General features: G+C 34.8%; 17 protein-coding genes. 10 read left to right on the plus strand and 7 right to left on the minus strand.

Annotation, left to right across the window (positions count from 1 at the left end; genetic code table 11):
• Positions 1-7: 7 nt before the first annotated feature.
• Positions 8-868, plus strand: a complete 861-nt coding sequence (locus tag RHP49_02075) for an FRG domain-containing protein (protein WNH13049.1) — start codon at positions 8-10, stop codon at positions 866-868.
• 340 nt (positions 869-1,208) lie between these two features.
• On the opposite strand, the gene RHP49_02080 is transcribed toward RHP49_02075, so the two are convergent.
• The 7 genes from RHP49_02080 to RHP49_02110 all read right to left on the minus strand — a co-directional run bounded on the left by RHP49_02080 (position 1,209) and on the right by RHP49_02110 (position 9,839).
• Positions 1,209-2,264 carry an IS110 family transposase gene (locus RHP49_02080; protein ID WNH13050.1) on the minus strand — a complete coding sequence of 352 codons (1,056 nt, stop codon included), beginning with the start codon at positions 2,262-2,264 and terminating at the stop codon, positions 1,209-1,211.
• 995 nt (positions 2,265-3,259) lie between these two features.
• Positions 3,260-4,366, minus strand: a complete 1,107-nt coding sequence (locus RHP49_02085; protein ID WNH13051.1) for a glycoside hydrolase family 88 protein — start codon at positions 4,364-4,366, stop codon at positions 3,260-3,262.
• A 35-nt stretch (positions 4,367-4,401) separates the two neighbouring features.
• The gene (locus RHP49_02090; GenBank protein ID WNH13052.1) at positions 4,402-5,391 is read right to left on the minus strand and encodes a hypothetical protein; all 990 of its coding nucleotides are present in this window, start codon (positions 5,389-5,391) and stop codon (positions 4,402-4,404) included.
• A 13-nt stretch (positions 5,392-5,404) separates the two neighbouring features.
• Entirely contained in the window at positions 5,405-7,753 is a 2,349-nt protein-coding gene (locus tag RHP49_02095) for a glycoside hydrolase family 2 TIM barrel-domain containing protein (GenBank protein WNH13053.1), read from the minus strand.
• A 34-nt stretch (positions 7,754-7,787) separates the two neighbouring features.
• Entirely contained in the window at positions 7,788-8,777 is a 990-nt protein-coding gene (gene mgrA, locus RHP49_02100) for an L-glyceraldehyde 3-phosphate reductase (GenBank protein WNH13054.1), read from the minus strand.
• A 49-nt stretch (positions 8,778-8,826) separates the two neighbouring features.
• On the minus strand, positions 8,827-9,516 hold the full coding sequence (locus tag RHP49_02105; GenBank protein WNH14366.1) for a substrate-binding domain-containing protein: 690 nt from the start codon (positions 9,514-9,516) through the stop codon (positions 8,827-8,829).
• Positions 9,513-9,839 (minus strand): LacI family DNA-binding transcriptional regulator, encoded by a 327-nt coding sequence (locus RHP49_02110; protein WNH13055.1) that lies wholly within the window; start codon positions 9,837-9,839, stop codon positions 9,513-9,515. The genes RHP49_02105 and RHP49_02110 overlap by 4 nt, the downstream gene beginning before the upstream one ends.
• 284 nt (positions 9,840-10,123) lie before the next feature.
• Between RHP49_02110 and RHP49_02115 the strand changes: the two genes are divergently transcribed.
• The 9 genes from RHP49_02115 (at position 10,124) to RHP49_02155 (ending at position 25,350) form a co-directional block, all read left to right on the plus strand.
• Positions 10,124-11,686 (plus strand): glycoside hydrolase family 28 protein, encoded by a 1,563-nt coding sequence (locus RHP49_02115; GenBank protein ID WNH13056.1) that lies wholly within the window; start codon positions 10,124-10,126, stop codon positions 11,684-11,686.
• 8 nt (positions 11,687-11,694) lie between these two features.
• Positions 11,695-13,461, plus strand: coding sequence for a hypothetical protein (locus RHP49_02120; GenBank protein ID WNH13057.1), 1,767 nt, complete (start codon positions 11,695-11,697; stop codon positions 13,459-13,461).
• A 25-nt stretch (positions 13,462-13,486) separates the two neighbouring features.
• On the plus strand, positions 13,487-14,884 hold the full coding sequence (locus tag RHP49_02125; protein ID WNH13058.1) for a hypothetical protein: 1,398 nt from the start codon (positions 13,487-13,489) through the stop codon (positions 14,882-14,884).
• Between the two features lie 80 nt (positions 14,885-14,964).
• A complete protein-coding gene (locus tag RHP49_02130; protein ID WNH13059.1) occupies positions 14,965-16,227 on the plus strand; it encodes a glycoside hydrolase family 88 protein in 1,263 nt (420 codons plus the stop codon).
• Between the two features lie 85 nt (positions 16,228-16,312).
• Positions 16,313-17,383: a PKD domain-containing protein gene (locus tag RHP49_02135; protein ID WNH13060.1), complete on the plus strand. Its 1,071-nt coding sequence runs from the start codon at positions 16,313-16,315 to the stop codon at positions 17,381-17,383.
• A 36-nt stretch (positions 17,384-17,419) separates the two neighbouring features.
• Positions 17,420-19,555: a glycosyl hydrolase gene (locus tag RHP49_02140; GenBank protein WNH13061.1), complete on the plus strand. Its 2,136-nt coding sequence runs from the start codon at positions 17,420-17,422 to the stop codon at positions 19,553-19,555.
• A gap of 8 nt (positions 19,556-19,563) precedes the next feature.
• Positions 19,564-20,805 carry a glycoside hydrolase family 28 protein gene (locus RHP49_02145; GenBank protein WNH13062.1) on the plus strand — a complete coding sequence of 414 codons (1,242 nt, stop codon included), beginning with the start codon at positions 19,564-19,566 and terminating at the stop codon, positions 20,803-20,805.
• A gap of 72 nt (positions 20,806-20,877) precedes the next feature.
• The gene (locus RHP49_02150; GenBank protein WNH13063.1) at positions 20,878-22,512 is read left to right on the plus strand and encodes a DUF5597 domain-containing protein; all 1,635 of its coding nucleotides are present in this window, start codon (positions 20,878-20,880) and stop codon (positions 22,510-22,512) included.
• 84 nt (positions 22,513-22,596) lie between these two features.
• Entirely contained in the window at positions 22,597-25,350 is a 2,754-nt protein-coding gene (locus tag RHP49_02155; protein WNH13064.1) for a glycoside hydrolase family 2 TIM barrel-domain containing protein, read from the plus strand.
• The last annotated feature ends 446 nt before the right edge of the window (positions 25,351-25,796 follow it).

The following is a 25,796-nucleotide window of genomic DNA, read 5'->3' on the forward strand; positions in this document are numbered from 1 at the left end:
CAATAGAATGTCAGAAAATCATAGTGATAATATTTTTTGTGAATACACAATTAAGTCTTGGACAGATTTGAGAACACTATTTTCAAAAATTGATGATTGGGTCTTTAGAGGACACGCAGATAGTCAATGGACATTACAAACTACTTTAGAAAGAGGTGCTGAAATGAACAAATCAGGCATAAGAGATATACCTGCAATCGAAAAAAATATAATAGATAAATTTAAACGTAGAGCCAGTAATTATTTAGATGAATTTCCTGATGACGATAACCTACTTGAGTGGCTTTCACTTATACAACATCACGGCGGACCAACTAGATTACTAGACTTTTCAAAATCATATTATGTTGGCCTTTTCTTTTCAGTAAATCACACCACGACCGAATCTGCTGTTTATTGCTTAAATCGAAAATTAATATATAACAAAGGGCTTGAAACAGAAGAAAAAAGATATAGAGAAGATTTTTTAGAATTTGGTAGTAGAGCTCATTGCAATTTTGCTCTAAAAGAACAGACCTTAAGCCCTTTAGTAACGACAGTCGAACCATATAATATTCACGAAAGATTATCAAGACAACAAGGACTCTTTGCTATTCCATTTGAAGGACGACAAAGTTTCGAATATAATCTTTCTCTAACGGTAAATTCATATCAAAAGGAATTACCAAAAAGCAAAAAAATTGAAAATTTCGAAACAAAAGTAAAGTTGCTCAACGAGGAATGTGGTTTATTAAAAATTATAATACCAACTGAATTTCATAATGAAATTAAGAAAGATTTGAAACTAATGAATATTACCAACGAAACATTATTTCCAGGAATAGACGGATTTTCAAAATCATTATTTAACGAATTCGATATTTCGTGATAAAAACTGCACCTAACACCGTATCCTATGAAAAGCACTAGCCTAGTTCTCCAAAGTTATTATTTATTTTTTAATTATCTCATAATGATGACTCTGTGGTGTTGAAATGTTGATAATTCCGATAGGATTATCAACATTTCAATGGCATTTAAATAACTTGCTCCGCATCCTATATGTGATCCATTCTAAAACATGATGGTCACCAGCATCTGTATGATTATAAGTTATAATAAACCTGTCCACTTGCTAAAAATGTGTGATACCTAATAATTTGGTTCACCTACGGTGTTTTGTGATACAGGTTTTGCTACTTCTTTGTGAGCTCTGTTATTGGTTTATATTATTCTATCACTCCAATGGTATATGGTATTTCTGTTTTTATAACGGCTAAGGTTCTACTCAATAATTTACGAGCTATCTTTACAATGATGCTCTTAACATTTTTTCCTACGTGTTTACGATAATAAGCTTGCATCACAGGGTCGGTTCGTATGGCTTGCCATGAGGCTTCTATAAAATAACTCCGCATTAAGCGGTGAGCGCGCATAGTAATACCTGTATGCCTTTGGTTATCGCCACTTTGGTGTATCCCTGGTGCCAGACCAACATAGCCAGCCAAATGTTTTATATTGTTAAAGCGGCGCAAATCTCCCAATTCACAAATAATCCCACAAGCGACGATACCTCCTATTCCTGGAATACTCCGTAAAAGATAATAGTCCTTTTTGTAATGCTTACGGCAATAAGCCCGTAGCTTTGAAGAAACATCTCTTAGCTCTTTATCTATAAATCTAAAACTGCGCATTCTACTATCAAGTGTCTCGCGGGCTGTCGGATGACTGAAAATAATAGCGTCTATCCAAGCTCTAAAGTCATGACTCCAATGGTCATTATCAAAGGATTCGGGAACCCTTACTCCAAAATAGAGCAGCTGCATTTTTATATAACTCTTTACCCGCCTAAAATCCTTAACCAAATCATTACGTCTTCTAAAAAGACTTCGCAGTTGCTCACGCTCTACTTCTGGAATATGGATGCTCTCCAACCTTCCGTCTTTGAGTTCTCGTGCTATCAGTTGAGCATCAATCTTATCGGTCTTTGTGAAGCGTTCTTTTCCTTTTCGGTGAATGTCTGCTGGATTGACAACTAACGAGCTCCAACCAAAACCCTCAAAGCTACGATGGGCATAATAACCACAACAACCCGCTTCGTAAGCGATAGAGACTTCATAGCTAGGAAAATGGGTGTGAACATATACCTCTAAAACCTTTGGTTCTGGGGGCATGGTAAAAGATTTTCCGGAAAATAGATCCGTGGCACAATGAACTTTCCAGCTTCTCTTGTGTATGTCAATTCCTATGTATAACTTTGGTTGAGCAGTTTGTTCAGGTTTCATATCTTAATTGTTTTGGTGAACTTTAAAGATACTGGACTTTCTGCTTTTTCATGGATGCTATAATTTATTGCTAGTTCTAGCTTACTTACGAAAATCCTCGCGGATTTTCTATTCGGTTTTTATTTGCTAAATTTAGTGCTTAAACCACGCAACAAACCATATACAAACACGTTGGCAATAATTAAGAGAATGGAGCAAATATTATCAGTAATTTCAATACTTATTTTTCTTGGTCTAATCTATGGTGTTGTTGAATTTGATAAAAAGAAATATTCTTATAAATTTCTTTTAATAATTCTAAGTATTTGGAGCTTTTTGGTATTCTTTATTTTGTTTTTTACAAAAGAATTATCACTTTACAAAAATTTATTTTCAGAAATATTTGCTATAATGAACATAATTCTTCCTCTGTTTTTGTTACTAAAACCAAGGACATTTTATATCACAGAGTCAAGAAAAATCTTGTTTTCACTTATTTTGATTTGGACTTTCACTATTTTATCAGGTTTATTACTAATAACAACCTATGGTGGTATATATTTATTATTAACCCAACCGTTAATTTACTTGCTGTGTGTTTATGAAATGCGGAGAAATGATCAAAAAATTATGGTGCCAATATTTTTAAATTTTTTTATGACTTTTATAATTGTCTTTTATTCGGCATCATGGATTTTCACTCATTAGTATATTACTATCCGATAAAGAATTAGAAATTTAAATATCTGAATGCATAAAAAAAATAAAAAAACTATTGCCAACATTGTATAAAAATAATGCGTAAGTTTATTTCTAAACCAAAAGTTAGTGCTTGTTTGCTTATACATCAACGTTGGGCACAATATTGACCCGTCCTGAAATAGGGCTACAGGTTAAAATTGAATTTAGGCTGATAATTTATAGTGCTTTTTGCATTTCTTTAGCCTGAATTAGCACTTGCATTCTTCTGTGTTTTTTTAAATTTTATAGATACTCTAAATTACACTTTTGTTAATTTATTTTCTACCATATAATTTATAAATTTCTGAACCAGCACTTAAAAAAGCACCTGTACCATAAACTTCCGTTTTATCTGGCCATGCACTACCTGGTGCTGCACCAATTGGCTGAACATATCCCAGCATTCCTTCATCTGTAACACATTTTACAACGGCATTCCAACCCTTTTTTACTGCAGAAGCATAGATCGATTTATTCAATATGCCTTTATTTATTCCCCATGCCAATCCATAAACATAAAATGAAGACCCACTTGTTTCTGGTGTAGGATAAAAAGTTTGTCCTAAAAGGCTCATTGACCAATACCCATCTGGGGTTTGAATTTCCACTAATTTTTTTGCCATTTTTAAGTAAATATCTAAAAAGTAATTATATTCTTTACTTTTGGGGTCTAACTCATTCATTACGTTCACTAAGCCTGCAAACACCCATCCATTTCCTCTTGACCAAAATATTTTAGTATTATTATCAAGTTTTCCCATATAGGATTCATCTCTATAATAAAGATTCTCTTCTTCATCAAACAAAAAATCTGTTGTGGCCTTGTATTCAGACATCAAAAAATCCAAATACTTTTTTTCTCCTGTAATATTGTATAATTTTGCCCATACTGGAGGTGCCATAAAAAGAGCATCACACCAATTCCAACGATCTTGTGCATAAGGAGATTTCCACTCCAATGAGGTTTTTGCAGGATGAAATAATATATAGTCAAATTGTTTTTTTGTTGGCCCAATCATAGCTTCGTCTTTATATTTTCGATATAAATCGATATACATTTGACTTACGGTATGATCATCCGCATAGTAGATACGATCGTTTAATTGCCATTTATGTTCTTCTCCAATTTTTTTTAACCAATTATAGTAGGTGTCGGTATTTGAAATGGCTGCCAGTTTTATCATGCCAACATACAAAGCTCCATTAGTCCAATTTAGAGGCGGATGCGGCTTTTTTTCACTAGCATCTTGGAAATGCTCTATTTGCCAATCGGCAACTTTAGTCATAACTTCTTTTACTTCATCGGACTTAATATCTTGAGCCTGCAATAAACTTGTTATCACTAAAGCTCCTACTACAATAATAAAATTTAACCTTTTCATTTATTTTTTTTTCAGTATTCTATATGAAATCAATATCAACGTTGAAGCTCTCCATTATCAGGGTTGCCAATTTCATCTAACAATTGAATATAAGTACTTGGACCTAAATCTGGGTTGTCCCATGAGGAAAGTTTCCAAACCACTTCTTTGCTAGGAGTCACTTCAAATACTTGTACGGTATTAGCCCATTCTTCGGTGTTTTTAATACCCGCACACCAATTGGTAATTACAGTATTACCATTAGCCAATCTATTCGCTGTTTGGGTATTGTACAACGTAAAAGGCACATCTTTTTGAGTAAGTTCCCACACCGTTTCTCCTTTAGGATTAACTTCTCTGGTGTATTGAGACCTATCACCAGAAATAAGTGTGTTACCATTTTTCAATCGAATAGCTGCCCATGGTGATTTTGATTTAACAGACCATATGGCTTCACCATCCATGGTATATTCTACAACTTTATTTTCAGAAAGATGAGGCACCATGATAGTGCCTTTATTGGTTATACGAACATGACGAAATTGACCATGGGTATTAGTGTTTGTAGTTGGAATCAAAATTTCCTTAAGTAATTTATTTTCAGCTGTATTAAAAATTAAAATTTTGGCAGAGTTAGCGTTCAGCATCATCATGACAGAATCTTTTCCAATAGGTTGAATGGAATGCGTTTCTGTACCCTTTTCACAATGATATTCCCAAATTAAATTCTTTTCAGGCGTTATGATTCCAGCACCAGACATACAAGCGAAAACAATATTACCATTTGAGAGCATGGTAACATCATCAAACTCTTGTATGGCTCCAGTGGCGGTTTTCATAGGAATCGAATATTGCCAATCCAACTTCCCATCTCTAACTATAAACATGGACTGCTCCTTAGGTTTGCGTGTATCCCATTCTCCAACATATAAAAATGGATGTTTGCTTAAACCTTTATCTTTTGATAATGTCTCTTTTTTATTTTGTGAAAAAGCATTAATAAATAGCAAAGAAACTACTACAGAAATAATGAATTTTGTGTTCATTTACGTTTCATATTTATTTTTCAGAGATAATTTCAATAGTCGTATCTCCATCTGCTAACCCATTAACCTTTGCTTTTATGCTTATTTCTCCTTCATTTTTAGTGGCTCTTACAATAGCAATCGCACGCCCCTTATAAGCCCTTCTTTCAGATGCTTTGTAAGGTTCATGACTAATGATATTTCCATTATCAACCCCGATAATTTCACCTGTTTCAGAAATAGAAAACTGTATTAAATCATCTGCATTGGCACATCTATTTCCTTTATCATCAACAACAGTTGCCGTTATAAAGGAAACATCTTCTCGATTATTAGCCAATTTAGAAATACTTTTCGTCAATACTATTTTAGAAGGTTTTCCTGCGGTTGCAAACGCTTCTTCAGCAACAATTTTTCCATTATTTTTCCCAACAGCTTTTAAAGTACCTTCATGAAATGTTACATTCCATTCCCTAGGAGAATCGTCTTCTGGTTTTGTTTTTACTCCTAAAGATTTCTCGTTTAAAAAAAGCTCTACATCATCACAATTACTAAAAACATTAACAACTGCACTATCATAAGTATCTAAATCACTTGGCGTCCAATCGGCAACCCAATCTCCAGCACCAGCATTATCCGATTTTCTCACAATATGAACAACAGGCTCTTCAGACCACCAACTATCGCGTTGTAACGCTTGTTTTTTCCAATTTCCAGCCCTATCAAACAAGCCTTGATTATTCGTGGTTTCAGGCCAATCTGCTTCTCCTAAATAATCATAGCCCGTCCATAAAAACTGCCCAGACATATATGGCTTATCCCTTAAAGCCAACCATTGTACAAGAACATGTGTGTTTTCAGTACCTAATACTTTCCACGTAGGATTTGCTTCATGTGCAGCAATTAATTCGTTCTCACGATAATTTTGTCCAACAACTTCCATTTGTGCTGCAAATCCATTAAGATATACTTTTGAATTTGCTGGTCTAAAGAGCCCCATAGTAACAGGCCTGGTAGGGTCGTATTCTTTCACCAAATCTTCTTGACTTTTATACAGTTTATAACCCTCTGGATAACTTAAATCGTCATGTATTTCATTCCCTATACTATAAATTACTATGGATGGATGGTTTCTATCTTTCATAATAATATCTCTTGTATCTTGTCTCCACCATTCAGAAAAGTATAAGTTGTAACCATTCTCTCCATGATTTTTTGCCGATGTCCAAGTATCAAAAGTTTCAGCCATGACCACAAAACCCATTTGGTCGCAAAGGTCGAGAAACTCTGGTGCAACAGCGTTATGAGAAGTACGGATGCCATTTACACCTACTTCTTTCAACTTTTTAAAACGTTCTTTCCACACGCCTAATGGTACAGCAGAACCAACAGCGCCACCATCGTGATGTAAACAAACTCCTTTAATTTTATAATTTTTATCATTTAACCAAAACCCAGTATCGGCTCTAAACTCGGCATTTTTAATCCCGAAAGTGATAGTTTGATTATCAATAAGCACTTTTCCTAAATATAGTTTTGTTACCGCTGTATATAAGTTGGGGTCTTCAATATCCCATAATTTAGGGTTTTTAACTTCTAATTCTTGGGTGAATGTTTCTGATGTATTGGCTTTAATATTTTTTTCACTTTCAGTAGATTTTACAATTTTACCCTTATTATCAATAATATCAACCTGCATTCTATAAGTTCCTGTAGCACCTTTGTTTTCAATATCGCTTTTAATATTTACAACGCCTTTATTGGCCGTTACAACAGGTGTTGTAATAAATGTACCCCAATGTTTAAAATGTGTTGGATTTACTGTAACCAACCGAACATGACGATAAATTCCCGCACCTGTATACCATCGAGACGCTGGTTGTATGGTATTATCAGCCTTTACAGCAATAACATTTGTTGCATTTTTTCCGAATTTTAAGAATGGCGTCAAATTGTAATTTAAACTGATATAGCCGTTTGGTCGTTTCCCTAAATGTTTTCCATTTATCCAAACATCACTATTAGCCATTATACCATCAAATTCAATGGTTATTATTTTATTAGCATCAGTGTCGTCTAATTTAAAGGTTTTACGATACCAACCTATTCCTGCAGGTAAATAGCCGCCACCTCTACTAGTAGGATTGTTTCTATCATAAGCACCTTCAATACTCCAATCGTGTGGCACATTAAGCAATCGCCATGCGCTATCATCAAATGCTGTTTTTTCTGCTCCAATAACATTTTCTTGAATAAATTTCCAATCATTATCGAAATTAACTATGCTGCGGGCTTGTGCAAATCCATTTGTGGTTACTATAAAAATAAGTAGCAACATTATGAATCTTAAATTCTGAAAAGGTGTTTTCCGTGTGTCTTTCATTTTACAATTTTTTAGTTTTATCTTATTTAGCTTTTTATCTTAGAATTTTATCTATTTTGTTTAATTCTTCTTTGGTGAAATTAATGTTGTCTAAAGCTTTAATCGAATCCAAGATTTGTTCCGGTTTGCTTGAACCTATCAGAACGGTCGTTATTCTTTGGTCTCTTAAAATCCAAGCCAAAGCCATTTGTGCCAATTTTTGACCTCTCTCTTGTGCCATTGCATTAAGCAACTTTATTTTACCTACTCTTTCAGGGGTAATATGGTCAGCATTTAAAAATTGTCCGCTTGTAGCAACTCTTGAATCAGAAGGAATTCCGTTCAAATATTTATCTGTTAACAGTCCCTGAGCCAAAGGAGAAAAAGGGATGCAACCTACTTGCTCTTTTCCTAATAAATCCAAAAGACCATCTTCTACCCAACGTTCAAACATGGAGTATTTTGGTTGATGAATCAAACAAGGAGTTCCCATCTCCTTTAATAATTTAATGGCTTTTTCGGCTTCCTCAGGACGATAATTAGAAAGACCAACGTACAATGCTTTTCCTTGTTGTACCATTAAACTTAATGCAGCCATGGTTTCTTCTAAAGGAGTCTCAGGGTCTGGTCTGTGATGGTAAAATATATCAACATATTCCAAATCCATTCTCTTTAAACTTTGATCCAAACTGGAAACCAAATATTTTTTTGACCCCCAATCGCCATATGGACCATCCCACATGGTGTATCCCGCTTTAGATGAAATAATCATTTCATCTCTATAATCTTTAAAATCCAATTTCAAAATTCTACCTAAACATTCCTCTGATGATCCTGGTGGCGGTCCATAGTTATTAGCTAAATCAAAATGCGTGATGCCATTATCAAAAGCTGTTTTAATAAGGTTTCTGCTGTTTTCGAAATTGCTGTTGTAACCGAAGTTATGCCATAAGCCTAATGAAAAAGCGGAAAGCTTTAATCCCGAATTCCCACATTTTCTATACGCCATATTGTCGTATCTGTCTTTTGCTGGTATATATGTCATTTAAATTATTTTTCCGTAATCGTTTACGGTATTGATTAAAAAATTTTTTTTAACTTTTTTGTGATGATTCTCTAACTATTAATGTAGGCGTTAGAATTCTTTTTTGGTTGTCTTTATCTTTTTTATTATTTTGTATTAATTCATATATTAGATTGAAAGCTTCTTCTCCCATCTCATTTGTCTTTTGGTCAATAGTTGATAATGAAGGTGTAATATGCTCACCAAATAAATCATTACAAAATCCTATCACTCCAAAGTCCTCAGGTACATTAATTGAAAGGTCTTTTAATTCTTTTAAAACGCCAAGTGCTGTAAAATCTTCAACAGCAAAAATGGCATCGGGTTGATTTTTTAAATTTAAAAAAAATCTTAAAGCATTTCGTCCTGTTTCAATGCTTATATCCCCATTAAAAATAAAATCATCATAAACATCTAAATTAGATTCCATTAAAGCATTTTTATACCCCCTAACTCTTTCAGAGAATGCATGAATATGAAGTGGTCCACATATATGAGCAATTTTTGTGTAACCAGATTCAATCAAAGATTTTGTAGCCATAAAACCGCCTAAATAATCATCGATACAGACGGATGATATATTAAGGTCTTCATTGGTTCTATCAAAAAAAGCAATGGGAATATTTTTATCCTTAACAGCTGTAAAATGTGAAAAATCTTTAGTATTTTTTGAAATAGAAACCAAAATCCCATCTACCCTAGCACCAATAAACGTATCTATACCTTTTTTTCAAATTCTTCTAATTCATTTGATTGGTATATTAAAACATCATAACCTTTCTTAGCCGCCAAATTTGATATGCCATGAATTACAGACCCAAAAAATAAGTGTTTAGCGGTAGGAATTAATACCCCAATAACTTTAGTTTTTCCAGATCGCAGCGATGATGCTAATTTATTTTGCCGATAATCAAGGCGTGTGGCTACAACCTTTACCTTCTCCTTGGTTTTATCACTTATCTCTGGATGGTCACTTAATGCTCTTGATACTGTTGCTGGCGCAATACCAAGTTCATTTGCAATATCTTTAATTGTAATTTTCATATATCGTAATCGTTTACGAAAATAAATTATTTATTCAAATAAATAAAAAAATACAACTATATTTTCATTTTTTTATCAATTATTTAAAAACAAAATTATCTTAATTTTTTTTTGAATTCGTAGTAAATTTATGAAACTTTAACATTTAGTTGACTTAAGCAGATTATGCTTAAATATTCATAATTAATCACATAAGCCATTTTGCAATACAGGATAGTACAGGATAGGAGCATTCTAACAAAACCATAAATTGCTGAAATTAATTTTTTAAATTTAATAATCCTTTGAAAAACCTAACTACTACGCTTTTTTTATCGGCATTTACTTTTCTGCTTTTCTTATTTTTTGCAGGATTCTGCTACAGCCAAACAGCAGCACAGGAAACTGTTTTTAATGTAAAAAATTATGGTGCCACGGGAGATAGAAACACATTAGATACAGATGCCATCAACAAAACTATAGATGCTGCAGCAAAGGCGGGTGGCGGTACCGTTTATTTTCCAGCGGGTACTTACCTAAGTTATTCCATTCATCTTCAAAGCCATATTTCACTTTATTTAGAGCAGGGTGCCACCATTTTGGCTGCGAAACCTGAGGGAGATATAGGCTATGATGCTCCAGAACCTGCAATAAACGACACATTCCAAGATTTTGGACATAGCCATTGGCATAATAGTTTGATATGGGGCGAAAATTTGGAAGACATTTCCATACTAGGTCTAGGTGTAATTCACGGAAAAGGTCTCTCAAGAGGAGGTCCTTACCGAACGCCGATTGGAAATAAAGCCATTGCCTTAAAGAATTGTCGCAATGTCACTTTAAAAGATTTCACAATATTATATGGAGGTCATTTCGGCATACTTGCTACTGGAGTAGATAATTTTACTATTGATAATCTAAAAATTGATACAAATCGAGATGGAATTGATATTGATGCATGTAAAAACGTTCGTATTTCAAACTGTACTATTAATTCGCCTTGGGATGATGCTATTTGTCTAAAAAGCTCCTATGCTTTAGGCTATACGCGTGCCACCGAAAATGTAACCATTACCAATTGTAGCGTAAGTGGTTTTGACCGAGGTACTTTTTATAACGGTACGTATTTACGGAATGAACCAGATTTAGTACCTGACAAAGAAGGTCCTACTGGACGCATAAAATTTGGAACGGAGTCAAACGGTGGTTTTAAAAATATTACCATTAGCAATTGTGTGTTTGAATACTGTCGTGGTCTTGCACTTGAAACTGTTGACGGCGGTCTTTTGGAAGATGTTACTATTACTAACATTACCATGAGAGATATTATAAATTCCCCCATTTTTATTCGTTTAGGAGCTCGTATGCGAGGTCCAACTGATACACCTGTAGGTAAGTTACGCCGTATCAATATTAGTAATATAAATGTATATAATGCAGATTCGCGCTTTGCTACCCTCATCAGCGGTATTCCTAATCATAATATTGAAGATGTGCGTCTTAGTAATATCAGCATCTGGTACCGTCCCTTAGATGCCTTAACCTCCCCTATTCAACAAGAAGTACCAGAATATGAAAAGGCATATCCTGAACCACAAAAATTCGGGGTATTACCAACCTACGGATTTTTCATTCGACATGTTAAAAATATCGAACTAAACAACGTAAACCTTCATCTATTGGGAGACGAAAAAAGACCCGCCATGATGCTTACCAATGTAAATAATGTAAAATTACGAAACCTAACCGCAGATAAAGGAAGCCATGAATCTTTGCTTATATTGAAGAATGTAGGTGACATCTCCATAAAAGACAGCAAACTACTAAAAGATATAGATATAAAAGGCATTCAAACTAAAAACTATTAAAACCATTTATGAAATTACATTTTTATCTAATTAGTTTTTTAAAAAATTGCTACACCATTGCAAAAACCGTGCTTACGGTGGCAGTTATTTTTTATGCAGCAAATTTACAAGCACAAAAGGCTTTATCAAATACCATCATCATTCCCGCTTCCGATTTTTTAGATGAAATCCCAAAAGGCAATTACATTACCGATGCGGCTACCCAAAAGGAAGATTGGCTCTTCAACAACACGGGTATTCTCCTTAATTCGAAAACGAATCTAATGACAAAAATCACCGTTTCCGAAGCAGGTGAATATCATCTATTCGTTCGTAGTAGCGGTAATGATAAAAGTTCTTTTAAAGTAGCTATAAACGATAAAGTTACTGATACACTGTTTGGTAAAACCAATCTCAACTGGATTAATGGCGGTAGCTTTTTTCTAAAAAAGGGAGTAAATGACGTAAAAATTACCCGAATTGTATCTGGTGCTATGTTTGATGTGTTAGCTTTAAGTAAAAATTCTCATCTTAAAGAAAATGATATTTTTTCAAAACAACTTGTTACGGATGTTCAGTTATTAAAAGAATATAAAATTCCAGAATCTAATGCCGTAAAATTTGGTGATGTAAACGGCGATGGTAAAACGGATTTTCTTGTGCTGGAACGCGATTTTTCTGCACATGTATTTGATAATGATGGTAAGGAACTTTGGCAGTGGAAAGCACCAAAGGAATATTCAAAAGAGCGCTCAGAATTTGAAGCACCAGGGGTACTTTGGGATTTTGACCAAGACGGAAAAGCCGAAGTAGCCCACTGGCGTATGATGGATGGCAAGGAATGGCTAGTGATAGCAGATGGACAAACAGGAACAATAAAACATAAAACGGAATGGCCTACACAACCACTTCCTCATGTGTATAATAATTTTAGGCTCGCAGTCGGTAAATTGTCCACGGCTTCATCTTTTCATTTAACTGTATTTACAGATTTTGGCGGCACTATATCCGTAAACGTTTACGATAAAAACCTACACCAGCTTTGGGAACATATCGAAAAACGAAAAAAGGATAACTTGGGGCATTACATCTACCCTATCGATTTAAACAAAGACGGCATTGATGAAGTTCTTGTAGGTTCCTTATTATTGGATGCCAAAGGCAAAGAAGTTTGGAACCGGTTCGATTTACTGCCAGATAACCACGACCATGCCGATAACTACAAATTTGCAGATATTAATGGTGATGGCGCGTTAGACATTATTACTGCCAATAGCGAAACTGGTGTTTTTATGTATGAGGGCATGACTGGTAAAATCATTTGGCAAAATGTAGCGGAACACACCCAACAAATAGAGGTGGGACATTTTTTAAAAAACCATGATGGTTTAGAGATAGTCGCAGGTGGTCGTACTTACGGTAACCGTCAGTTAAAAGAACCCTATTTATCAAGCCAGTTATATTGGTTCAATAACACGGGCGATTTGTTATTCAAATGGCCTGGCAACCCTATTAATGGAAATCCTGATTTTGTAAAAGGAAACTGGAATGGTAAAACCGAGCAGTTGTTTTGGTATAAATTTAAGATTGGAGACGATGGAAAAGGAACCTTGTTTTTCCCTGATCCCGTTTTCCATATGTTCGATTTTATGGGTAAAGGAGCTGAAGAAGTCATTACACTTAGCCGAGGAAACCTTAGAGTATGGGGCAGCAAAACAGCTTTTAATTCTGGAGAAGATAAAAAGAAAGATTTAATATATCTAAAAAATACAGTAGTCAATCATACACATTATTAATTTCAATACAAGACAACTAAATCATATGAAACAATTTACCATTATTACCCTTTTTTTAAGCAGTTTTATACTTTTAATGCCAAGTGCCAACGCACAAATTGGCACACGCTTTCCTTCTGAAAAGAAAGTAGTAAAAGACCCCGTAACAGGCACCATGCTTACGTTTCTTACAAGTAAACCTATGGGCGATTCAAAAATTTACCAAACCCATAATCAATGGACATCCGACGGACAGTGGCTCATTTTCCGTTCCAACAGGGTAAAGGGCGAAGCTATGGCTGTAAATGAACAAACTGGTGATATCGTACAGGTAACGGAAGGCGGCTATACGGGTATGTTAAATGTAGCACGCAACAGCATGAAACTATATTTTTTTAGAAAACCTCCAAATGATAGTAATGCGGAGAATAAAAACAATAAGCGAAGGCAATCTACAGTTATGCAAGTGGTTGAAGTAGATTTAGCAAAACTATTTGCTGATAGCAAGGCTGGCAAATTAAAAAAAGCAAATGTTTATCAGCGTATTTGTGGTACTACACCACCTGAAATGGGCGCTGGGGGCGATATGGCTCTAGATGGCGATGAAAACTGGGCTTACTTTCGAGTAAGTAAAGACGAGGCACGAAGGCATTTGGCTCCTGACACAAAATTAGAAGAAGATTTTGGACCTCGAAATATGGGTGCTGGCCCTGGTGGTATTGCTGCAATGAATGTGCATACTGGTGATATTAAATATGTGGTATCTGTTCCGTTTCAAATTGGTCATATACAAACAAATCCATGGGTAGCTGGCGAAATTATTTTTTGCTGGGAAACCGGTGGTAAATCACCACAACGTACTTGGACAGTAATAAGCGATGGAAGCGGTCTTCGTCCCTTGTACCCCGAATCTGAATATGAATGGGTTACTCATGAAGCTGTAATAAGTAAAGATGAAGTGGCCATGGCCATTATGGGGCATCGAAAAGTACAGGGTAACGATACTAGTGGTACGGCTGTAAGCGGTGCAAATCCTGGGCAAGAAGCGGCTTGGGGCCCTTCGGGAACAAGAGAAAAACCTACTGGGCTGGCAATCGTAAACCTCCGAACAAGAGAAATGAGAATTGCTGGACAAACTAAATCAGGCAGCGGATTATGGCATGTAAGCGGTTCACCCGATGGCCGTTGGGCGGTAGGCGATGATTTTTCCCGTGGTATTTATTTGATTGACAGACAAACCGATGAAATGATGCTGCTTTCTACAGGTCATAAAACTACTGCTGCCGACCATCCACATCCCACGATGAGTCCAGATGGAACCAAAATCCAAATACAATCGGCTATGTTAAGCGAAGACAACCGTAGCCTGAATATCTGTATTATCCCTGTACCAGAAGACTGGCTGAAAAGAACGTATAACAATCCAAAGGAAGCTACGGAGTAGTAGCTTTTTAAGTTCAATGCTATTTTTTGGCTGAATACATTTTCATCTATCAACCAAGGTTTATAAAAGAATAATTAAATATGAAAAGATTTATATTACCATTAACCCTTCTAATAACTTGTCAAGTTATCAAGGCACAAAATTCACAAGAATCAATTGATACGGAAGAAGTAATTAGGCGTGTGGCCGATAGAATTGTTGCTAGTACTTCATTTAAATTCATCAATAAAAACACCAAAGAAAAATTTGATGCAGTTAGCAAACTAAAACCTATGCCCGAAATAGCCGCGGAAAGCGACTATAACAGGTGGGGCTATCCAAATGGTGTGATGATGACTGGATTGATACACATGGCTGATATACTTCAGGATAAAAAATATGCTGATTACTGTCGTAACAACTATCAATTTATATTCAACGATTTGCTGTATTTTGAAAAGCTATACAAGGATGCTGTTTCAGCAGATGAAAGGCGTGTTCGTACAGAGTTTTCTGGTCTTTTCAGAATGGCTAAACTAGATGATTGTGGTGCCATGGCAGCTGGTTTAAGCGACGTTTATCTTTTAGATTCTCGTAAAGACTATAGAGCCTATCTTGACCGAGCAGGTGATTATATTTTAAACAAACAAATGCGACTTGCAGATGGTACCTTGTGCAGACCTGATCCTCGAAATGCAACCATTTGGGCAGATGATCTTTATATGAGCGTTCCTTTTTTGGCTCGCATGGGAAAAATAACAGGTGATGAAAAATATTTTAATGATGCTATAAAGCAAGTCGTCAATTTTACTAAATATTTATATGATGACCATACGGGTCTTTTTTATCATTGTTACTATAGTGCTAATGAACAAAACGGAGTAGCTCATTGGGGTCGTGCCAACGGATGGGTAGCAGTTGCTCAAACAGAGCTCTTAAATAATCTTCCTACCTCTCATCCAAAGAGAAAGGAACTCATTACGTTACTGGAAAAAGATATCATTGGATTTTCTCGTTGGCAAAACCAAACAGGTCTTTGGCATCAGGTACTAGATAGAAATGACTCTTACCTTGAAACATCTGTTACCGCCATGTACATATATGCTGTAGCACGTGCAGTAAATGAAGGCTGGATAGATGAACACTATATTAGAGTTGCTAGAGACGGCTGGAGAGCTTTAGCTAATAAAATCACAGAAGATGGTCAAATGCCTGATGTATGTGTTGGTACAGGTATTCAAGATGGAATTAAGTTCTATTACAATCGTCCTACCAAATTAAATGACAATCATGGTCTTGGTCCTTTTTTGCTTGCTGGAACAGAAGTGTTTCGTTATGAAAAAAATAATCCAAACCGAAGATAACTACTAATGATTTCAAAAATCAAGTGATATAAAGCACAAAATTAATTTCAAAAACTATAAAAACATGAAGCTTATGTTATATAAAATGAAGCACCTCCTCTTACTGAATATTTTTTTGTATTTAAGTTCAATTGCATTTGCCCAAGAAGACAGGGGGTATAAAATCTACCAATTCCCTGCCAATATGATTCCAAGAATTGATGGAAATACAGATGATTGGGATAGCTTCCCTACGGAATATATTGTTGGTACCGATCAGTTATGGGACGATTCTAAACATTATCCAGAGACTGACCCTAGTAATTTAGATGTAAAAGTGAAGGTAGCTTGGGTAAAAAATTTAAATCGTCTGTATTTTTTGTATGAAGCCTATGATGATTACTGGGACTTTTCATTACCTGGTTTACATAATGATATTTTTGAAATAGTAGTAGATGGCGACCTGTCTGGTGGCCCACTTATTGACGAGCAACACACAAATCAAAACTTATCTTGGAGGCAACGTTATTTTGACTTTCACGGGGTACATGCACAGAATTACCACATCTTTACACCAGCTGTTGGCAAAGACTGGGCACTGGCATGGGGAAGTCAGCCTTGGATTAAAAATTTACCTTATTCTAACATTGCTTATTCTTATGATTTTAAGCCTGGAGAACCAGGTAAACTGATTGCAGAATTTTGGATTACACCTTTTGATTATGCTGGTGCTGAAGGTCCAGAACGTTCGGTGGAATCTAATTTGTACGATAATAAAAAAATTGGACTTACCTGGGCTATTATTGATTACGATGATGTGAATGATGAAACTAAAAAAGGGTTTTGGAATTTATCTAAAAACCATAAAATGTATGGTAATTCTAGTATCGGAACCATTTTTACGTTGCAACCACTGGAGGAAAAATATCAGAATACTTTTGAAGCCAAATGGTCATTCATAGTGACAAACATGAGTAAACGTGAGGTAACTTTTAAAGACGAAAGCCTAGGAAAAATTAACAAATGGCATTGGGATTTTGGTGACGGTACTAGTTCTGACGAACAAAATCCTATACACCAATATAAAGAACCTGGTAAATATATAGTAGTATTAGATATTGAAGGTCCTGATGGAAAATCCCGTATGGCTAATGTATGGGACGTAGCGGTGTATTAAGTGGAAAATATTTTAAAATAATAAAAACATAAATTCATGTTACAAATGCAACAATGGAATAAGAATCTGGCTCTCATATTAGCATTTATGGCATTTAGTACCATTACACATGCTCAGGAATTTTGGCAAAAGATTTCCAATCCCACCATGGAAGAAATGGCTTCAAAATTTAAAGACTATCCCTCTGTTTATTCACAGACTGTTACTTGGGGGTGGGAAGGCAATATAACAAGAGAAAAAATAGCAGCAAATCTAGATATTTTTAAAAATCACGGGCTTTTTACGGTAAGTATAGAAGCTGGATATGGTATGCCTTTTGAATACCTATCTGAAGGTTGGTTTGAAAGTGTTAAAATAGCTGTTGAAGAAGCAAAAAAGCGAGACATGCATGTTTGGATTATTGATGAAGGTAAATATCCAAGTGGTTTTGCAGGTGGTAAATTCAATAAGGAAAAACCAGAATTGAGAATGCAAGGGCTGGTAGTCAAAGAAAAAATTCCTTTCAAGGGAGGTGAAACTTTTACTAAAAAAACATCTTCAAGCATTATTAGTGCCATTGCTACCAATCAAAACGACCAAAGTAGTCAAGTAATTCCTATCAATTCAAACGGTATTAATTGGAAAGCTCCTGCTGGTAATTGGGAAATATTATTAATTGAGCATAAGTTTAAAACATCAGTTACCCGAGCTGTCAATAATCCTACGCATGGTAAAGACACCACTAATTCTTTATGTGATTATTTGAATCCTCTTGCTACAAAACAATTCCTTGAGTTTACCCATGTTCAATATAAAAAATACATTGGTAGTGAATTTGGAAAGACCGTTTTAGGTTTCCGTGGTGATGAACCAGATTATGGCTTTACGCCTTGGACACCCAAACTGCCAGAAGAATTTAAAAAACTAAAAGGTTATGACATTGTACCTTATTTAGGAGTGATTTTCATAAAATACCTAACCGTTGAACAACAGCGAATGAAAGCTGATTATTGGGATGTTTGGTCTTATATGTTTGGTAAAAACTTCTTTGATGTTCAAGCCGAATGGTGTAAAGCCAATGGTATAGAATATGTAGTACACCTCAATCACGAAGAAAAAATGATGAGTCTTGTACGGTCGGGAGGCGATTTTTTTAGAACTATGAGACATGTTGGCGTTCCTGGTGTAGATGCTATATGGCTACAAATTTGGCCTGATAAGGTGGCAGATTATCCAAAGTTGGCCTCATCGGCTGCTCATATGTATGGTAAACCACGGTCTTTAAGTGAAAGTTTTGCGGCATATACTATTAAACCTAGTGTGCCTCAAGCAAAATGGGTAATTGATTATCAGTTAGTAAGAGGAATCAACTTATTTGAGTATATGTTTTGGCCTATAAACGAAACCAAAGTACCAAATGGATATTTAGGGGATGATGATTTTATACCCGTGGCAAAATATTCCAATAGAGCTTCTTATTTATTATCAAACGGCATTCCCGTAGCACAAGTTGCTCTTTACCATCCTACAGGTAACTTATGGATGGGAGATGAAGCTGCAAATACAAATACTTTAGATATTGCACAATCACTTTCGGAGCATCAGATTGATTATGATTTTGTTGATGATCAAGGTTTAGAATCTGTTTTTACATTAGAAAAGAAAGGCTTTAAAAATTTGAGTGGGCAAATTTATACTACTGTAATTATACCTACCATCAACTATATTTCAAAAAAGGTTTTAAATCGATTGGATGCTTTTACAAAGCATGGAGGACAAGTTATATTTATGGGCAATCATCCAAAACTATCTATTGAAAAAACGTTTTTAAACGCAGAAAATACATCTGAATTTAATTGGGGATACATAGAGCCTACAGGCAAAGTAACAAATGCTATGTTATCTAAAATAACATCAAAAGATGTGAGGTTTGAAACATCAATTCCTAGTATAAAATACCTCCATCGCACATGGAAAGATGCAGAAATGTATTTCTTTTTTAACGAAAGTGACCAAGAACAAACCACAAAAGCAAGGTTTAAGGGCAATGGAGATGTAACGTTATGGGATGCGGCTTCAGGCGAAATCTCACCCATAAAAGTAATTTCAAAAGATGTAGGTGCAATTAGTATTGATTTGCATTTGAATGCTCATGAAACTAAATTCATTGTTATTGGTTCATCAAAAAAATAATTTTATACATGAAGAAAATACTCTTTTTAATCTGTTTTTTTATTGGAATGACCAGTTTAGTTTACGCTGCAAAACCCCATCCTCCAAAAGAATATTTAATCACTCTGTTTGGCGCCAAGGGAGATAGCGCTACTCTGAACACGAAAGCTATACAAGCATGCATTGACAAGTGTAGTGCAGATGGTGGTGGCACCGTAGTGATTCCTAAAGGTGTATTTATAAGTGGAGCGATATTCCTTAAAAACAACGTTAATATTTTGATTGAAAAAGACGGAACATTAAAAGGATCTGTCAATCAAAATGATTACCCGCAAATAGAAACCCGTTGGGAAGGCACAGAGAGAATATGGACAGCTGCGCTATTAAACGCTGAGAGTCTTAAAAACTTCTCTCTAACTGGAGAAGGAACTATAGATGGTTCTGGAGATATATGGAGAGTAAAAAAACTAGAAGCATCTCATAATAAAAGATTAGGACGCCCTCGTTTAATAGGTATTCAAAACTGTGAAAATGTTAACATAGAAGGATTGCGCATACACAATCAAGCATCTTGGGGTTTGTTTGTGCTATATAGTACTGACGTAGCTATTAAAGGGTTAAATATTACTGCCGACCATAATATTCCTAGTTCTGATGGGATAGATATTGATTCGAGCAATAAAATCCATATTTCAGATACTTTTATCGATGTGAATGATGATTGTATCTCTATTAAATCCGGGAAAGATGAAGATGGTCGTCGGGTAAATCGTCCTTCTGAAAATATTCTTATTGAAAATTGCCACTTTGCTTATGGACACGGAGGTGTTGCTATGGGGAGTGAAATGTCAGGTGGCATTAGAAACGTTGAAATACGCAATTGTATTATTGATTCTCAAAATTGGGCACCAATACGTTTTAAATCACAACCAAGTCGAGGAGGCATTGTAGAAAATATTACTTACCGAGATATCACGCTAAACAACACTAGAAAGGCATTTGAGTTTAATATGGCATGGCGAATGATTAATCCAAAACCTCCAGCTAAAAAACTTCCTATAGTGCGAAATATTAAAATTATTAATGTTTCGGGCACTGTAGATTCTGTAGGAGATATGAGCGGTCTTGAGAATAGCCCAATTTTAGGGGTAACGTTCGAAAATTGTAATATAACGGCTAAAAAAGGATTTACATTAAAACATGTAAACGATTTAGATATCTCTGGACTTACCATCAATGGCGTGACGGGTGAAGCTATAATAAAAGAATAAGTAACGAAATAATTAATAACTAAACAAATAACCATGACATTTTCAAAACACATTTTATTAAAAATTTTTATTATGTTTTTGAGCCTTTATACATTTGGGCAATCAAAAAACAACAAACAAATACCGCATTTACAAAAAAAAGGGGAAGCTACCCAATTAATTGTTGATGGAAAACCTTTTCTTGTTTTAGGAGGAGAACTTCATAATTCAAGTACCTCAAATCTTACTTATATGGAACCTATTTTTCCATACCTATCTTCAATCAATCTTAATACCACACTTGCTGCCATAAGTTGGGATTTAGTTGAGCCTAAAGAAGGTAAGTATGATTTCACCCTTCTTGATGGCGTATTAAAACAAGCAAGACAAAACAATATGCGTTTGATGATATTATGGTTTGGTAGCTGGAAAAATGGTCTGTCGCACTACGTCCCTGATTGGGTAAAAGCCGATTATAAGCGTTTTCCTAGAGTAAAATTAGCCGATGGAAATGCCACAGAAACTATTAGCCCTTTGTGTACGGAAGCTAGAGATTTAGATGCCAAGGCATTTGAAGCCCTAATGAAACACCTTAAAAAAAATGATACAGAACGTACTGTAATTATGGTACAAGTGGAGAACGAAGTAGGTATTATTGGTGCTGCTAGAGACCATTCTAAAGCTGCTAATAATGAATTTGCTAAACAAGTTCCTGAAGCTTTAATTTCATATATTAAACAAAACCAAAACGACATACTACCAGAACTTAAAAAGAGATGGGAAGATGCTGGGGCATTAAGTTCGGGTACTTGGACTGAAGTATTTGGAACAGGTTACCGTACAGACGAAATTTTCATGGCATACCAATATGCTACTTATATGGATGCTATAGCCGCGGCAGGAAAAGCCGAATATGATTTACCTATGTTTGTAAATGCATGGATTGTTCAGCCTGAAGACCATATCCCAGGGAATTACCCAAGTGGTGGTCCGCAATCCATCAATCATGACATATATCGTATGGCGGCACCACATATCGATATTTTAACTCCTGATATCTATCTGCCCGATTTTAAAGAAATTACAGATTTATATACCCACAAGTGGAATCCACTTTTCATACCAGAATCATTTACAGATTCCATTGGAGTTGCAAGTGCTTTCTACACTATTGGTTATCATAAAGGCATTGGTTATTCTCCTTTTGGAATTGATGGTTACAGAGGAAAAGAAAACAACAACAATATCAAATTGTCCAAAGGTTATAAGTTATTAGCAGATATGATGCCAGTGATAACAGAGGCACAATCTTCAGGTACCATTACGGCTGCTTATTTAAAAGATGACAAACCTGAACAAACTATTATTTTGGGTGATTATAAAATTGAAGTTGCTTTGAGAAGAACACGTGGGCAAAAAAGCAAACTAAAAATGGGTTATGCCATCATTATAAACAATGCACCAAATGAATTCATTTTAGCGGGTGAGGGACTTCAATTTACTTTTTATCCAGCAACGCCAGGGCCTAAAACCGTAGGTTTTGCTTCAGTATATGAAGGTGAATTTAATAATGGGGAATGGACTGCTGGCAGAAAATTAAACGGCGATAATATTATGCTAAATTACGTTTTGGCAGACGAAGCCGCACAAAACAAAACAGGTAGTGTTGCAAGGTTTGAAAAAAGTGAACCAGAAGCACTTAAAGTAAAGCTTTACCGATTCGAATAAAGTCTATTATTTCAACATAAATCTCTTAAAAAGATAAAACAAGTTGTATCTTTTTAAGAGATTTAAATTCAATTTGTCACTTTCATGAAACTAATTAAACTATTTATTTTACTGTTTTCTACTGTTGTGTTTTCGCAAAAAACCGAAACACAATATCTATCAGGAACAGATGCCACAAATACTGTTGAATGGGATTTTTTCTGTTCAGACGGGATGAATTCTGGTAAATGGTCAACCATTGCCGTACCATCTTGTTGGGAGCAACAAGGTTTTGGAAATTATAATTATGGAACCAATCCATTTGAGGAACGTAAAAATGAAACTGGGCTATATAGATATAATTTCAAAGTACCAAAAAACTGGAAAAACAAAGAAATTACGATTGTTTTTGAAGGTGTGATGACGGATGCTGAAGTTAAAATAAATGGAAAATTAGCAGGCCCTATACATCAAGGAGCATTTTATCAATTTAAATATGATATTACTAAACTCATTAAGACTGACACAGAAAATAAATTGGAAGTTTTTGTAAAAAAACATTCTGATAATAGGTCTGTTAGCCTTGCAGAACGTAAAGCTGATTTTTGGGTTTTCGGAGGAGTTTTTCGTTCCGTATTTTTGGAAGCTAAACCACAAATTAACATAAATCGTGTTGCTATTGATGCCAAAGCAAATGGTTCGTTTCAAGCAGATGTATATATCAAAAATCCAAAGAAAGTTTCCTCATTACAAATAGAAATTCAAAGTTTAACAGGTGAGTCTGAAGCTGTATTTCATCAAGATATTATTTCAGAAATCACCAGAGTTTCGGTGGAACTTAAAAATCCAAAAACATGGAATCCAGAAACGCCTAATTTATATCATGCATTATTTTCTATTTTAGATAAAAACGGTAAAGTAGTTCATCAATATAAAGAACGATTTGGTTTTAGAACTATTGAAGTTCGTGAAAGTGATGGTATTTATGTAAATAACGTAAAAATAAAGATGCAAGGAGTTAACAGGCATACCTTTCATCCAAAATACGGAAGAACCTCATCTAAAGAACTAAGTATAGAAGCCGTTAACTTAATGAAAGAAATGAATATGAATGCTGTGCGAATGTCTCATTATTCGCCCGACAAACATTTTCTTAACGCTTGTGACTCTATTGGATTGATTGTTTTAGATGAACTAACCGCATGGCAAAAACCATCATACGATGATGTTGTTGGAAGGAAATTATTGGAAGAATTAATTGCGGATGATGTAAATCACCCAAGCATTATTCTTTGGAGTAATGGTAATGAAGGCGGAGAGAATAATAATTTAAACGATGATTTTACTCAATTAGACATTCAAAAACGAAAAGTAATTCATCCGTGGCAAGATTATGATTTAACCAATACAATACATTATATCAATTATAATTATTTAGCAAATGACGGTTTTAGCAAACGAAAAGTTTTTTTTCCTACCGAATTTCTCCATGGGCTTTATGATGGTGGACATGGTGCAGGACTAGATGATTATTGGTTTAGAATGTGGAATGACCCGCTTTGTGCAGGCGGTTTTTTATGGGTATTTGCAGATGAAGCTGTTGAGCGTACCGACCGAAATAATGAATTGGACACAGACGGAAACCATGCTCCTGATGGTATTGTTGGGCCTTATAATGAAAAAGAAGGTAGCTATTTTACTATCAAAGATATATGGGCTCCTATTCAATTTGAAAAGCGATATATAACCCCAGAATTTAATGGCATACTAAATATTGAAAACAGATATTTTTATACCAACTTAAATCAATGCTCTATAATAGCTGAATGGGTGAATTTTTCAAAACCCGATGAACAAGCAAACGAAACGATTGGAAAAACAGAAAAAATTTCAATAAATCTAGCTCCTACAAATAAAGGACAATTACAAGTTGAACTTCCCAAAAATTGGCAGCAATTTGATGCGCTTCGTATTGTAGCAACGAATCAATATGGAAAAAACATTAACACTTGGAATTGGCCAGTTAAAAATGCTGTAACAAAAACAGATGAATTAATTCCCCAATCTTCCGCCCCTAAACCGAGGCTGGAAGAAACAGCTTCAGAACTAAACGTAACATTAGAAAATTTGAATATTACATTCAACAAACAAAATGGTACTATTATTAAACTCTTAAAAAAGGGTGTACTTATTCCACTAAGTAATGGCCCTGTTTTTGTTAGTAAGAATAAAAAAGTAAAAGCATCTAAACATTATTTTGAAAACAATAAATTAATCATAGAAGTCACATTCGAAAATAACGATTATTTTAAGTGGAAGATTGACAATAATGGTATGGTTGGTCTTGATATTACTTATGAACCAAGCAATAATTGTTTATTTGCAGGTGTTACTTTTGACTTTCCAGAAAAATACATTACTGGTATGAAATGGTTAGGAAATGGGCCTTATCGTGTATACAAAAATCGTATGAAAGGCGTTAATTTTGGCCTTTGGGAAAAGGCATATAACAACTCCATAACTGGAGAGTCAGGTTACTTGTATCCAGAATTTAAAGGGTATCATTCAAATATTTATTGGGCTGAAATACAAGGAAAGGAAACTCCTGGTTTTAAAGTTTATGTACAAAGTAATGATATTTTTCTACGTATGTTAACTCCAGAAAATGCGACAGATCCAGGTGAAACCAAGATGGAATATCCTTCGGGAGATATTTCATTTCTAAACGGAATAAACGCTATGGGCACTAAATTTAAAGATGCCTCTGCATCAGGTCCGCAATCTATTCCTTATTACTTTAATTCAACAAAAATTCATGGTGGAAAATTACAAATGAATTTGGTTTTTGATTTTAATTAATTTAAAAAATGAACCGTTTAGACTAAAAACCTGTGCACCTTTTTTAATTGGACTTTCTGTGTTTCTACATTTCTATTTACTTGAAAAATAGTCAAATCTAATTCTGAATACAATGAAGCTTCAACCTGCATTTCATAATCCATGGCTTTACCCAATCATCTTTGTTAATGCATTGGGAAAACCTATTTTATAAGTCTTAGTTTCATTCTTTGAACATGAATAAAGACATATTACAAATATGATAAGTAAATATTTTTTGAATAGTTCATTCCTAATTTAAATAAAAAAACTGTTGTACTGCAAGATATTGAAACATTAGAATTAATCCTTTAATCTAATTTATGATTTCATTCCTTTCGAATAATTATTTTATTTGTTAATAGACATAATAACAAATATCTTACAATACCCATTTCGTCCTTTAGATTTGTATTGTTGTTTTTCAT

The organism is Flavobacteriaceae bacterium HL-DH10 (assembly GCA_031826515.1).
GTDB classification, from domain to species: domain Bacteria; phylum Bacteroidota; class Bacteroidia; order Flavobacteriales; family Flavobacteriaceae; genus Thalassobellus; species Thalassobellus suaedae.